Here is a 13,528-nt window from a genome sequence, read left to right as displayed (position 1 = left end):
GCAGTTTCAGGCAAGTCGCGCGCGATGAATATTGAAATCAGGCACCTTAAACATAACCATTTGGTTATGGATTAACACCTTGGCCTCACACCTGTCGCTGTCGTGAACTAATCTTTGTCTTCTTGTTTCACGCTCGGGAGAGCACTCATGGAATGGCGAAAAGGCCGACGCAGCGACAACGTGGTCGATGCCCGAGGCGAAGGTGGCGGCGGCGGCGGCATGCGTTTTGGCGGCGGCAAGGGGCTGGGGCTTGGGGCGATCCTGCTGATCGTCGGCATCGGCTGGCTCACCGGGCAGGACCCGTTGCAGATTCTTGGCCAGCTCACCGGCCAGATGGAGCAGCAGCAACAGCAAACGGCGCCCAGTGGTGCGGGTGGCAAGGCGCCACCGGCCAATGACCAACAGGCCGAGTTTGTCGCCTCGATCCTGGGCGACACCGAAGACACCTGGAAAGCCCTGTTCGCCGAAGCTGGCAAACAATACCGCGACCCCAAGCTGGTGCTGTTCAGTGGCCAGGTCAACTCGGCCTGTGGCTTTGCCTCTGCGGCAGTGGGGCCGTTCTATTGCCCGGCGGACCAGCGGGTTTACCTGGATATGTCGTTCTTCCGCGAAATGGAAACCCGCTTTGCCGCGGCTGGCGACTTCGCCCAGGCCTACGTGATCGCTCACGAAATCGGCCATCACGTGCAAACCCTGCTGGGCGTTTCGGCCAAGGTGGATGCAGCACGCCGCAATGGCCAACGCATGGAAGGCGACAACGGCCTGCTGGTGCGCCAGGAACTGCAAGCCGACTGCCTGGCGGGCGTGTGGGCCTACCAGGCGCAGAAGCGCCTGAACTGGCTGGAGCCGGGTGACGTCGAGGAAGCGCTGAATGCGGCCAATGCCATTGGTGATGACCGGTTGCAGCAGCAAGGTCGCGGGCGCGTGGTGCCGGACTCGTTCACCCATGGCACTTCGGCGCAGCGGGTGCGCTGGTTCAAGGCCGGGTTTGCCCAGGGCGAGGTCAACAGCTGCGATACCTTCAGTGCGCGTAACCTTTGATACAAATTGGGGCCGCCTTGCGGCCCTTCGCGGGCACGCCCGCTCCCACAGAGACTGCGCTGACTTCAAGGGCAACGATCAACCTGTGGGAGCGGGCGTGCCCGCGAAGGGCTGCAAAGCAGCCCCAATAATCCAGTTACAAATCTGCTGAAAAAGCGTTTCAGCTTCCCCCATCATTGCCGATAACCCCTGCACGAGTCAGCGGGCATCCAGAACAACAACGCCTGGCGATCGAAGATCAAGCGAGCGAAAACTACTTCTGGAGAGCGTGCATGAACAGCTGGTTCGCCAACATCAGCGTCAACCTCAAACTCGGCCTGGGCTTCGGCCTGGTGCTGGTCCTTACCGGCCTGCTGGCCCTCACCGGCTGGACCAGCCTGGGCAGCCTGATCGACCGCAGCAACTGGATGGGCGACATCGGCCAGCTGAACAAGGACCTCACCGACCTGCGTATTGCGCGCCTGCAGTACATGATCGCCAACGGCGATGATACCGCTGCCGCCAACACCCAGGCGAAGCTGGACGCCTTCAGCAAGCAGCAAACCTACCTGGCCAGCACCTTCAAGAGCCCGGAGAACATCAAGCTGTTGAATGAGCTGGGCGAGACCATCAGCGCCTACAAGCTGTCGCTGAACAAGATGCGCCAAGGCTACGACGCCACCCGCAGTGCACGTGCGGCAATGGACAGCTCGGCCACCCGCGCCGACCAGGCCATGGACGTGCTTAGCCAGGAAGTCATGGCACGCCCCGAGGCCGACAGCGTACGCCTGGCCCAGTACCAGCTGATCAGCAAGGCTCGCCAGCAACTGTTGCAGGTGCGCATCGACGTGCGCGGCTACATTGCCGACAACACCGCCGCCAACGAACAGGCCGCCCTGCGCCAGCTGGACGCGGCGCTGGCCGACATCGACAACCTCAAGCGCCAGCTGCCCGCCGAAGACGCCCGCCTGCAACAGTTCGAGCGCTCGGTGCTGGCCTACCGCGACGCCGTACGCCAGTTCCGCGACGCAGTCGCCGACATCACCACCTCACGCGCCGAAATGACCGTGCAGGGCGCCGACATCGTCAAGCGCAGCGATGCGCTGTACCAGATCCAGCTGCAACGCCGCGACATCGAAAGCACCCAGGCCCGCAGCCTGCAGGCCATCGCCACCCTGTTGGCATTGCTGGTTGGCGTACTGGCAGCGGTGCTGATTACCCGCCAGATCACCGGGCCACTGCGTGAAACCCTGGCAGCGGTGGAAAAGATCGCCAGCGGCGACCTGACCCAGCACCTGCGCGTCACCCGCCGCGACGAACTGGGCGTGCTGCAGCAAGGCATTGCCCGCATGGGCACCACCCTGCGCGAGCTGATCACCGGCATCCGTGATGGCGTCACCCAGATCGCCAGCGCCGCCGAAGAGCTGTCTGCAGTCACCGAACAGACCAGCGCGGGCGCCAACAGCCAGAAGGTCGAGACCGACCAGGTGGCCACCGCCATGCACGAAATGGCCGCCACCGTTCAGGAAGTGGCACGCAATGCCGAGCAGGCCTCGCATGCCGCCACCGGTGCCGACGACGAAGCCCGTGCCGGCGACCGCGTGGTCGGCGAGGCAATTGGCCAGATTGAGCGCCTGGCCGAAGACATGCACCGCTCCACCGAAGCCATGAACCTGCTGCAGCAGGAAAGCCAGAAGATCGGCAGCGTGATGGATGTGATCAAGTCGGTGGCCGAACAAACCAACCTGCTGGCGCTGAACGCGGCAATCGAGGCAGCCCGTGCCGGCGAGGCCGGGCGTGGTTTTGCCGTGGTCGCCGACGAGGTGCGCGGCCTGGCCCAGCGTACGCAGAAGTCCACCGAAGAGATCGAAGAGCTGATTGCCAGCCTGCAGCACGGCACCCAGCAAGTGGCGAACGCCATGCAGGGCAGCCGCACCCTGACCGACAGCAGTGTCGATCTGGCGCGCAAGGCCGGGGCGTCGCTGGAGAGCATCACCAGCACGGTGTCGAGCATCCAGTCGATGAACCAGCAGATTGCTGCGGCGGCCGAGCAGCAGAGTGCCGTGGCTGAAGAAATCAGCCGCAGTATCCTGAATGTGCGTGATGTGTCGGAACAGACAGCGGCGGCCAGTGATGAGACCGCGGCGTCCAGTGTTGAACTGGCGCGCCTTGGTGGGCAGTTGCAAACATTGGTCAGTCAGTTCCGCGTCTGACCTTGAGAACCTGGGGCCGCTTTGCGGCCCATCGCCGGCAAGCCAGGCTCCCACAGGAACGGTGCAGTATTTGAAAACAGCGCCGTACCTGTGGGAGCTGGCTTGCCGGCGATGAGGCCGGCACAGGCGACCGCTTATTTGACGATCATCCCCACCCCACGCCCACGCGGATCAGAGGCGGTTTCCAGCTTCGCCCCATCCACCCGGATCGCCTGGATATCGCCCATCTCCCAGCCTTGGTCTTCCAGCACATAACCCATCTTCTTCAACTTGTCGGCCTCCGGCCCGGTCAACGGCGCATAGGCGTCAAAGTAGATGGTGTCCTTGGGCAGCAACTGATGGTGCACCCGCTGCGCCGCTACCGCCTTGTCCAGCGGCATGCCGTAGTCGTACAGGTTGTTCATCACCTGGAAGATCGAGGTAAAGATCCGCGAGCCACCCGGTGTACCGATCACCAGCGCCACCTTGCCATCGCGGGTCATCAGGCTCGGGCTCATCGACGACAACATGCGTTTGCCCGGTTCGATGGCGTTGGCATCGCCACCCACTACACCAAAGGCGTTTGCCGCCCCCGGCTTGGCGCTGAAGTCGTCCATCTCGTCATTGAGCAGGAACCCGGCGCCCTTCACCACCACACCACTGCCGTAGTCGAGGTTGAGGGTGTAGGTGTTGCTGACCGCGTTGCCCTGCTTGTCGACGATGGAGAAGTGCGTGGTCTGGTGCGGTTCAAGGCCCGGCTTGACCTTGTCGGTGTCGGAAATGGCCTTCGGGTTGACCTGCGCGGCACGCTTGGCCAGGTAATCCTTGGCCACCAGTTTATCCACAGGCACTTTGGTGAACGCAGGGTCACCGAGGTAATCGGCGCGGTCAGCAAACACGCGCTTCTCGATCTCGGCCAACAGGTGAATGTACTGCGCCGAGTTGTGCGCCACCCCCTTGAAGTCTGCCGCGCGGTCTTCCTTGATGCCCAGCAACTGGGCAAGGGCGACGCCGCCAGAGCTTGGCGGTGGTGCGGTGTAGACCACGTTGCCGCGCCAGCTTACGGCCATCGGCTCACGCCATACGGCCTTGTAATCCTTCAGGTCTGCTTTGGTGATCAGGCCCTTGTCGGCCTGCATCTGCGCCACCAGCAGGTCGGCGGTCTTGCCTTGGTAGAACTCGCTCACGCCCTTGTCGGCGATGCGCTCCAGGGTCTGGGCCATTTCTGGCTGCTTGAACAACTCACCGACTTTCATGTTGCCGAAGTAGTCGTTGAAATTGGTCGCCGTCTTGAACATGCCTTGGGCATCGTTGCGGTACTGGTACTGTTTCTCCGCCACCTTGAAGCCGTTTTTCGCATAGCCGATGGCCGGGGTCAGCAGCTCGCTCCAGGGCAGCTTGCCGAACTTCTTGTGTGCCTCCCACAAGCCCATCACCGTGCCGGGTACACCTGCGGCGCGTACGCCGACCAGGCTGAGGTTCTCGATGACCTCGCCCTTGTCGTCGAGGTACATGTTGCGCGTCGCGGCCTTGGGCGCGACTTCACGGTAGTCGAGGAAGTAAGGCTTGCCGTCGACGAACAGGGTCATGAACCCGCCACCGCCGATGTTCCCGGCCTCAGGGTAGGTCACCGCGAGGGTGAAGGCAGTCGCCACTGCGGCGTCTACCGCGTTGCCGCCCTTTTTCAGGATATCGGCGGCTACCTGTGCACCATATTGATCGGGTGCAGCCACCGCGCCGCCCTCCAGCGTGGCGGCATGAACCGAGGAACAGCTCAGGATCGCGGCTGCGAGAGCCAGGTACTGGAACGGGACAATACGCATGACACTTCCTTGGTGTTGTTTTTGTTGAGCAGTCAGTAAGGCCGAAGCGTTTCGACTGTGCAATCACACGTAGGAAGTTTCGCCGCCTGTGGACAGGACCTGTCGCGATCAGGCAACTCAGCAGGCGTACATGGTCAGCTTCTGCTGGATGAAATCAAGAAAGCACTGGATACGCAGCGCCAGCTGGGTGTTGCGGTAGTACACCGCGTGAATCGGCTGGCGGTAGCCGTTGTTGGCCTCGCTCAGCACTACCTGCAAGCGCCCGGCGCGGATGTCTTCGTGGGTCATGAAGTGCGACAGGCTGACGATGCCCTCGCCGGCCAGCGCCAACTGGCGCAGGGTCTCGCCGCTGGAAGCAATCAGCGCCGGGCGAATGATGTAGCGGTCCCCCTCGGCGTGGCGCAGCGGCCAGTGGTTGAGCGACTCGGGCTGGCTGAAACCGAGCAGGCAGTGGTTGGCCAGGTCTTCGACCCGCTGCGGCGTGCCGTGCTGCTCAAGGTACGCCGGGCTGGCCAGCACCTGCACCGGGCTGCAACCCAGGTTGCGTGCGTGCAGGCTGGAGTCAGCCAGTTCGCCGATGCGGATGGCCACATCGGTGCTCTGCTCCAGCAGGTCGATGATCAGGTCATCGGTGTTCAGCTCCAGCTCGATGCCCGGGTACTGGCGGCGGAACTCGCCGATCCACGGCAGGATGGCATGCAGCATGAACGGCGCGGCCGCATTGATGCGCAGGCGCCCGGTGGGGGTCTGCCGGTTCATCGACAGGCGCTCTTCCATCTCGTCCATCTGCTCCAGGATCAGCCGCGAGCGTTCGAGGAAGAAACGGCCCTCTTCGGTCAGGTCCATGCGCCGGGTGGTGCGGTTGACCAACGTGGTGCCCAGCTTGGCCTCCAGGCGCGACAAGGTGCGGCTGACGGCGGACGGGGTCTGGCCCATCTGCTCGGCGGCGGCAGAGATCGAGCCGCAATCGATGACGGCGACGAATACCTGGAGTTCTTCGGATCGGGTTTTCACATTCGGGCCTGTGATGGGTCTGTGCAAGGATTGGATAGTCGCATGTCCAGGCCAGGTCCGGCTGTGCTTGTACCGGCCCTTTCGCGGGCACGCCCGCTCCCACAGGTACTGCACCGCCCTTGAAAGCTGTGTAATACCTGTGGGAGCGGGCTTGCCCGCGAAGAGGCCAGCGCAGGCAACCTGTTACCCTGCCTTGCCGAACACCTTGTCCAGATGTGCTTCATACGCTGCCAACGCCGCCGGTACATCCGGGCGCTTCATCACATCCGTTGCCAGGAAAGTCGGCAGCCCGGTCATGCCGAGGAACTGGTTGGCCTTGTGGAACGGGAAGTAGACCGCATCCACGCCCTTGCCCTCGAAGAAGTCGCTCGGGTCATCGAAGGCCTGCTGCGGCGCGTTCCAGGTCAGCGACAGCATGTACTGCTTACCGTGCACCAGGCCACCGCTGCCGTACTTCTGCGTGTGGTCCGAACGGGTGCGGCCATCGTTGGCGTAGAGGCTGCCATGGCCAGCGGTAAAGACATCGTCGATGTACTTTTTCACGGTCCAGGGCGCGCCCATCCACCAGCCCGGCATCTGGTAGATGATCACATCGGCCCAGAGAAACTTCGCTACCTCGGCCTGCACGTCGTAGCCACCGTCGATGAACGTCTGCTGCACATCGAAACCGGCGCGGTCCAGGTGGGCGATGGCCGCTTCGTGCAAGGTCGTGTTGAGGCGGCCGTCGGAGTGAGCGAACTGTTTACCACCATTAAGCAGAAGAATCTTTTTCATGCTGGCCTCCCCGGCCGAGTCAAAATTTGATGTCGGCAGGTTAGAGGCTCGCAGGGGTGGGATACAGCAGTGGCCGGGCAAAATACAATTGACCAGAAGTCACGAATCAGCATCACATTATTGCCGTAGAATCGGTTCACCTCCCATCACCGAGTAGCGCCCCATGAGTGAGCAGTTCGCCTTCATCCTCAAAGCCAAGACCCGCCCGGAAATGGCCGATGCGTTCGAAAACCTGTTCCGCCCTTATGTCGAGCCAAGCCGCCAGGAGCCAGGTTGCATCGAGTACCACATGCTGCGCGACCAGCAGGACCCGAGCCTGTTCGTGTTCTTCGAAGTGTGGGCCGACCAGGCCGCGCTGGATGTGCACTCGGCCCTGCCGCACATGGCCGCCTTCTTCGAAAAGCGCATGGACTACCTGGAGCGCGATTTCGATATCCAGCGGGTCGACATGCTGAGCGCATCAAGCGCTAACCGTTGATCAGCAAGTGGCCGCCCAGTGCGGCCAGGCCGATGAAGAAACAACGCTTGAACAGCAACGCGCTGATGCGCTGACGCAACCACTGCCCGGCCAGCATGCCAAGCAAGGCTGGCGCCAGCATCAGCAACGAAGCACCCAAGGCCTGGCCACCGAGGGCATCCTGCCCGGCCAGGCCAACAGCCAGTGCCAGGGTCGAAACCGTGAACGACAGGCCCAAGGCCTGGATCATCTGCTCGCGGCTCAGGCCCAGGCTCTGCAAGTAGGGCACCGCAGGTATCACGAACACCCCGGTTGCCGCCGTGATTACCCCCGTCACCAGCCCGCAGACAGGCCCCAGCCAACGCTCGTGCCCCGTCGCCAGGTGCAAGCCCGGCCCAACCAGCCCGTACACCGCGTACGCCAGCAAGGCCGCACCCAACGCATGCACGGCCCATGGCCCACTGTTGATGCCCAGCCAGGCACTGCCCAGCAAGGTACCAATGAAGATCAGCGCCAGCATCGGGCCCAGCCGTACCAGCAATGCGCGAAGGTGCCCGCCGCTGGCCAACTGCCAAAGGTTGGTAAGGGTCGACGGCACGATCAGCAGTGCAGCAGCCTGCGCCGGAGGCATAGCCAGGCCAAGCAGGCCCATTGCGATGGTGGGCAGCCCCAGGCCGATCACGCCTTTCACTGCGCCGGCCAGCAGGAAGGTCAGCACCACCAGCAGCGTAAGCGCCGGGCCAATGTTGTGGTAAAAAGCGAGCAAGGTATTCATGGGCCGATAATGGCCCGTGGCGGGCAAGCTGAAAATCTGCCATACCATTAGCCAGACTCTTGCAAAGCCAGAGGCACATGCATTTCGACCTGATCGACCTCAAACTTTTCCAGCACACCCTGGAGTGCGGCAACATCACCGCCGGTGCCAGCCGCAGCCACCTGTCGCTGCCGGCAGCCAGTGCGCGCATCCGGGCCATGGAAGCGTCGCTGGGCATCCCTTTACTGGAGCGTAACCGCCGTGGTGTTCAGCCGACCCCGGCCGGCCAGGCGCTGTTGCAGCATGCCCGCCTGATTGCCCAGCAGGTCGAACGCCTGCAATTCGACCTGGGCCAGTACGCTCAGGGGCAGCAAGGCCAAGTACGCCTGCTGTGCAACACCGCAGCACTCACGGAGTACCTGCCTGAACTTGTGGCCGGTTACCTGGCTGACAACCCCGGAATCAGCGTGGACATACAGGAACTGCCGAGCCTGCGCATCGTGCAGGCGATTACTCAAGGCATGGCAGACCTTGGCATTGTTTCAACCGCCGCGCCTTTCCAGCACCTGCAAACCCGGCCGTTTCGTGACGACCCACTGGTGCTGGTAACGCCGCCAGGCCATCCGCTGGCCAGCCAGGTTGCCCCCAGCTTCATCGACAGCCTGGCGCATGGTCATGTCGGGCTTGGAGCAGGCAGTGCATTGGCGTTGTACCTGGAGGAACAGGCACTGCGGGAGGGGCGGCGCATGCAGGTGAGAGTGCGGGCCGAAGGGTTTGATGGGGTGATCCGCATGGTTGCAGGCGGGGCTGGGGTCGGGGTGGTGCCACTGGCAGCGGTGAAGCGTTGGCAAGGGCTGTTGCCCCTGCACTGGGTAGCCCTGGCGGAACCCTGGGCCAACCGCCGGTTGCTGGTGTGCGCGCGGGACTTTGCGGCGTTGCCAGGGTATGCGTCGGGGTTGGTTGATCGGCTGGTGGGAGCAACTGTCTTGCTCAATTACTAAAAGCTGGCGCGATCCCTGTGGGAGCGGGCGCGCCCGCGAACACCGGCGCAGCCGGTGCCATACACCGCGTTGGATTTTTCGCGGGCACGCCCGCTCCCACAGGGTATGCGGTGTGCCCAGCATCAGTGCTATGCACGACAGCGCAGCCTGAAGGGCTGGGAGACTTGCGCGTTGACGCTATACCTGTGGGAGTGGGTTTACCCGCGAAGAAGGCTCACACACAATGGCGCCATGACGCCCCACTAAAAGGACTTTCCAGTGGCATCGATCTACCAGCTGAAACCACGCTTCCAGGCCTTGTTGCGCCCGGCCGTGCAACGCCTTTACGACCGAGGCGTCACCGCCAACCAGGTCACCGTCGCCGCCGCCGTGGTATCGGTCCTGCTGGGCCTGCTGCTGGCCGCCCTGGCGCACATCACCTGGCTGTTCATCCTGGTGCCGGTATGGATGCTGCTGCGCATGGCGCTGAACGCGGTTGATGGCATGCTGGCCCGGGAGTTCGGCCAGCAATCCACCCTTGGTGCCTACCTCAACGAGCTCTGCGACGTGATTGCCGATGCAGCCCTGTACCTGCCCTTCGCTTTGTTGCCCGGGGTGTCACCTACGCTGGTAGTGCTGGTGGTGCTGTGCGCCACCTTCAGCGAATACGCCGGTGTCATGGGCCCGCTGGCAGGCGCCTCGCGGCGCTACGACGGCCCCATGGGTAAAAGCGACCGCGCCTTTGCCTTCGGCGTGCTGGGCACCGGTGTCGCCTTTGGCCTGCTGAACGGCAGCTGGTTCAATGGCCTGCTGCTGGTCATCCTCGCGCTCTCGCTCTATACCCTCTACAACCGGGTTCGCCAGGGGCTGGCCGAAACCCGCTGAGCCTATAGTCGTCGCAAAAGGACGTTGACCATGCGCCAAGCGCAAGCGCTGCACTTCTCCACCCATGACGGTGTCGAGCTGCATTACCGTCACTGGCCTGCCACCCGCAACGAACACCAGCCACGCCGGGCCGTGGTGATGTTCCACCGGGGCCACGAACACGGCGGGCGCATGGCCCACCTGGCCGATGAGCTGGACATGCCGGGCTATGACTTCTTCGCCTGGGATGCCCGCGGCCATGGCCAGTCGCCCGGTGCACGCGGCGACAGCCCAGGGTTTGCCACCAGCGTGCGCGACGTGCAAACCTTCATCGAACATATCCAGGCCCACCACGGTATCGCCGAACAGGACATGGTGGTGCTGGCGCAAAGCGTCGGCGCCGTGCTGATTGCCACCTGGGCCCACGACTACGCACCCAAGGTACGCTGCCTGGTGCTGGCCTCGCCGGCATTCAAGGTCAAACTGTACGTGCCATTCGCCCGCCCGGGCCTGAAGCTGCTGAAAGCCTTGCGCGGCAACTTCTTCGTCAACAGCTACGTCAAGCCGCGCCTGCTCACCCATGACCCTGAGCGGGTCATGTCATATGTGGCCGACCCACTGATCAGCCGGCCGATTTCCGTGACCATGCTGCTGGGCCTGTACGAGGCCGCCGACCGGGTGGTGGCGGATGCGCAGGCCATTCAGGTACCAACCCAAGTGCTGGTCTCAGGGGCCGACTTCGTGGTCGAGCGCCAGCCGCAAGAACGGTTTTTCGACCGGCTCGGCAGCACACGCAAGGAAATGCACATCCTGCCCGGGTTCTTCCACGACACCTTGGGTGAACGTGATCGGGCCCATGCCCTGAGGCGCATCGAACGGTTTGTCGACCATTGCTTCGCCAGCCCCGCCGCGTTGCCTTCACTGCTGGATGCCGACAAGACCGGCGCCAGTTGCGCCGAGGCAGAAAGCCTGGCTGCCCCGCTGCCACGCAACTCGCCCCGCGATCTTTACTGGCGCGCCACCCGCGCCGGCTTGAGCCTGGGCAAGGGGTTGTCTGCGGGCGTGAAGCTAGGTTTTGACACCGGCTTCGATTCCGGCAGCACCCTCGACTACGTTTACCGCAACCAGCCGACCGGCAAGGGCAAGCTGGGCCGCCTGATCGACCAGAACTACCTCCACGCCATCGGCTGGCGTGGCATTCGCCAGCGCAAGCTGCACGTCGAAGAATTGCTGCGCCTGGCCATCGCCTGCCTGCGTGAACAACAACGGCCCGTGCACATTGTCGATATCGCCGCCGGCCATGGCCGCTATATCCTCGAAGCCCTGCAAGACCTTGAGCAGTTGCCGGATTCGATCCTTCTGCGCGACTACAGCGAACTGAACGTTCAGCAAGGCAGCGCGCTGATCAGCGAAAAGGGCCTGGCCGACACTGCCCGCTTCGTCCAGGGCGATGCTTTCGATCGCCAGAGCCTGGCCACGCTAGAACAACCCCCAACGCTGGCCGTGGTGTCAGGGCTGTACGAACTCTTCCCCAGTAACCAACTGGTGGGCAATTCCCTGGCCGGGCTGGCCGACGCCGTAGAGGATGGCGGCTACCTGGTCTACACCGGCCAGCCATGGCACCCGCAACTGGAGATGATCGCCCGCGCGCTCATCAGCCACCGCGGTGGCGAGGCTTGGGTAATGCGCCGCCGCAGCCAGGCCGAGATGGACCAGTTGGTTGAGGCGGCGGGCTTCCGCAAGCTGGCCCAGCGTATCGATGAATGGGGCATTTTCAGCGTCAGCCTGGCACAGCGGGTGCGCTGAGTGAGCCCGCCACGCGAGCCTGGGTTGATCCGCCGGGGCGTGTTCTGGCTACTGCTGCTGGGGCCGTTGTTCTTCATCAGCTATGGGCTGGCGAACCATTACACGGCTGGGCGCAGTGATGTCGGCAGCCTGGTGTTCGGCTGGGAGCACGGCATGCCGCTGTGGCCCTGGACGATCATCCCGTACTGGTCGATCGACTTGCTTTACGGGTTGTCCTTCCTGCTGCCGCGCACACGCCAGGAAATGGACCGCCACGCGCTGGCGCTACTCAGCGCACAGGTGATCAGCGTCTCCTGTTTCCTGCTGTGGCCGCTGCGCTTCACCTTTGAGCGGCCGGAGCTGGGTGGGCTGTTCGGCTGGCTGTTCGATGTGTTGATGGGCTTCGACAAGCCGTTCAACCAGGCGCCTTCGCTGCACATCGCCTTGCTGGTGATTATCTGGACGATGTTTGCCCGGCATGTGCGACGCCAGCCCTGGCGTTGGCTGATGCATGGCTGGATGGCGCTGATCGGGGTGTCGGTGCTGACCACCTGGCAGCATCATTTCATCGATGTGCCCACTGGGGCGCTGGCCGGGTTTGCCTGCCTGTGGCTGTGGCGGTATCCGGGGCGCCTGCCCTTTCAGGCGGCCCGTCTTGCTCAGGATGCCAAGCGCTGGAAGGTCGCCGGTTGTTATGCCTTGGGCGCGCTGTTGTGTGTACTCCCTGCCGCTGCGATGGGCGGGGCTTGGCTGTGGTTGAGTTGGCCGGCGGTGTCATTGGGGCTGGTGGCGCTGAACTACGCCGTGTTCGGGGCGGGTGGTTTTCAGAAGGGTGTCGACGGGCGCTTGTCGAATGCGAGCCGGTGGCTGTTGGCGCCCTATCTGGCAGGTGCGTGGCTCAATTCGCGGCTTTGGACGAAGGGCCACCCTCAAGCGGATGAGGTATGCGATGGCGTATACCTTGGGCGCATTCCAGGACACGGAGAGGGGGAGAAATTTGCTGCGATTGTCGATCTGTGTGCGGAGCTGCCAAACGCTGGTGCTCCCATTGTGGGAGCGGGCGTGCCCGCGAACACGGGCGAAGCCCGTGCCATCCACCGCGGCGCCTGCTTCGCGGGCACGCCCGCTCCCACAGAGGTCGTGTCAGTTCTCGGCTATCAGTGTTTTCCTGCACTGGACTTGATAGCCCCAGACATTGCCCTGCTACGGCAGGCCGCCAACGCCATCGAACACCTGCGCGCCCAAGGCCCGGTACTGGTCTGCTGCGCCCTGGGTTACTCACGCAGCGCCACTGCCGTGGCAGCCTGGCTGATCGTTACCGGCCGCTGCGATGACGCCCAGCAGGCAGAATCCCTTATCCGTAAAGCACGCCCCGGCATCGTCTTGCACAGTGCCCATCGCCATGTGCTCCAGCAACTGGGAGCACAGCCATGAACCTGCGCGTGGTTGCCAGCCTGCTGGGCCGAGGCAAACAGCTGGAACGCCTGTCCGACGGCCTCACCTTGCTGGCCCTGGCCTACGGCCTTGCACCTCTGCTGAATGCCCCACTGCAACCGCTGGCCAGCCTGCTGTGCAGCGTGCTGCTGGCGCTCGGCGTGCTGCACAAGTACTGGGCCATCCGCGTGGCAATCGATGCCGAGCTGTTTGCCCACCTTGCCAATAGCGCAGACCTGGCGGCAGACACCCAGGCCCTGGACCGCGCCTTGTTCGAACTGAAACTCAAACCACAGGCCACCGACAGCCGCGCCTGGCCTGCCCGCAGCCAGGCCGCACTAGGCCTGTTGCGCCGTCAGGCCGTATGCCTGGGCCTGCAGCTCTCGCTAGCCTTGGCTACCCTGCTGACACTGCCTTTGAAGGGATAACGA

At 63.6% G+C, this 13,528-nt stretch carries 12 protein-coding genes; 8 read left to right on the top strand and 4 right to left on the bottom strand.

Going from position 1 to position 13,528, the window contains the following annotated elements; translation table 11 throughout:
• Positions 1 to 147 precede the first annotated feature (147 nt).
• Positions 148 to 1,041, top strand: coding sequence for a neutral zinc metallopeptidase (locus ACFY9W_RS06370; RefSeq protein ID WP_391127293.1), 894 nt, complete (start codon positions 148 to 150; stop codon positions 1,039 to 1,041).
• Positions 1,042 to 1,313: 272 nt separating this feature from the next.
• A complete protein-coding gene (locus tag ACFY9W_RS06365; protein ID WP_391127290.1) occupies positions 1,314 to 3,233 on the top strand; it encodes a methyl-accepting chemotaxis protein in 1,920 nt (639 codons plus the stop codon).
• Positions 3,234 to 3,367: 134 nt separating this feature from the next.
• Here ACFY9W_RS06365 and ggt read toward each other — a convergent pair whose 3' ends face one another.
• The 3 genes from ggt to ACFY9W_RS06350 form a co-directional block, all read right to left on the bottom strand.
• Positions 3,368 to 5,035 carry a gamma-glutamyltransferase gene (gene ggt, locus ACFY9W_RS06360; RefSeq protein ID WP_391127287.1) on the bottom strand — a complete coding sequence of 556 codons (1,668 nt, stop codon included), beginning with the start codon at positions 5,033 to 5,035 and terminating at the stop codon, positions 3,368 to 3,370.
• A 117-nt stretch (positions 5,036 to 5,152) separates the two neighbouring features.
• A complete protein-coding gene (locus ACFY9W_RS06355; protein WP_391127284.1) occupies positions 5,153 to 6,049 on the bottom strand; it encodes a LysR substrate-binding domain-containing protein in 897 nt (298 codons plus the stop codon).
• A gap of 183 nt (positions 6,050 to 6,232) precedes the next feature.
• Positions 6,233 to 6,823, bottom strand: a complete 591-nt coding sequence (locus ACFY9W_RS06350; RefSeq protein WP_391127281.1) for an NAD(P)H-dependent oxidoreductase — start codon at positions 6,821 to 6,823, stop codon at positions 6,233 to 6,235.
• Positions 6,824 to 6,986: 163 nt separating this feature from the next.
• On the opposite strand from ACFY9W_RS06350, the gene ACFY9W_RS06345 reads away from it, so the two are divergent.
• Positions 6,987 to 7,301, top strand: coding sequence for an antibiotic biosynthesis monooxygenase (locus ACFY9W_RS06345; protein ID WP_391127278.1), 315 nt, complete (start codon positions 6,987 to 6,989; stop codon positions 7,299 to 7,301).
• On the opposite strand, the gene ACFY9W_RS06340 is transcribed toward ACFY9W_RS06345, so the two are convergent.
• Positions 7,291 to 8,055 carry a TSUP family transporter gene (locus tag ACFY9W_RS06340; RefSeq protein ID WP_391127275.1) on the bottom strand — a complete coding sequence of 255 codons (765 nt, stop codon included), beginning with the start codon at positions 8,053 to 8,055 and terminating at the stop codon, positions 7,291 to 7,293. The genes ACFY9W_RS06345 and ACFY9W_RS06340 overlap by 11 nt on opposite strands.
• A 77-nt stretch (positions 8,056 to 8,132) precedes the next feature.
• Between ACFY9W_RS06340 and ACFY9W_RS06335 the strand changes: the two genes are divergently transcribed.
• The 5 genes from ACFY9W_RS06335 to ACFY9W_RS06315 all read left to right on the top strand — a co-directional run bounded on the left by ACFY9W_RS06335 (position 8,133) and on the right by ACFY9W_RS06315 (position 13,525).
• A complete protein-coding gene (locus tag ACFY9W_RS06335) occupies positions 8,133 to 9,035 on the top strand; it encodes a LysR substrate-binding domain-containing protein (protein WP_391127272.1) in 903 nt (300 codons plus the stop codon).
• Positions 9,036 to 9,293: 258 nt separating this feature from the next.
• Positions 9,294 to 9,899, top strand: a complete 606-nt coding sequence (locus tag ACFY9W_RS06330; protein WP_391127269.1) for a CDP-alcohol phosphatidyltransferase family protein — start codon at positions 9,294 to 9,296, stop codon at positions 9,897 to 9,899.
• 30 nt (positions 9,900 to 9,929) lie between these two features.
• Positions 9,930 to 11,684 carry an alpha/beta fold hydrolase gene (locus ACFY9W_RS06325; RefSeq protein ID WP_391127266.1) on the top strand — a complete coding sequence of 585 codons (1,755 nt, stop codon included), beginning with the start codon at positions 9,930 to 9,932 and terminating at the stop codon, positions 11,682 to 11,684.
• Positions 11,685 to 13,097, top strand: coding sequence for a dual specificity protein phosphatase family protein (locus ACFY9W_RS06320; RefSeq protein ID WP_391127263.1), 1,413 nt, complete (start codon positions 11,685 to 11,687; stop codon positions 13,095 to 13,097). It abuts the gene before it with no gap.
• Positions 13,094 to 13,525, top strand: a complete 432-nt coding sequence (locus ACFY9W_RS06315; protein ID WP_391127260.1) for a hypothetical protein — start codon at positions 13,094 to 13,096, stop codon at positions 13,523 to 13,525. The genes ACFY9W_RS06320 and ACFY9W_RS06315 overlap by 4 nt, the downstream gene beginning before the upstream one ends.
• Positions 13,526 to 13,528: the final 3 nt, after the last annotated feature.

It is taken from the genome of Pseudomonas sp. NPDC008258 (genome assembly GCF_042956345.1).
Classification (GTDB): Bacteria; Pseudomonadota; Gammaproteobacteria; order Pseudomonadales; family Pseudomonadaceae; genus Aquipseudomonas.
Note: the sequence above shows the minus strand (reverse complement) of the source record. Positions and strands in the feature narration are given on the sequence as shown.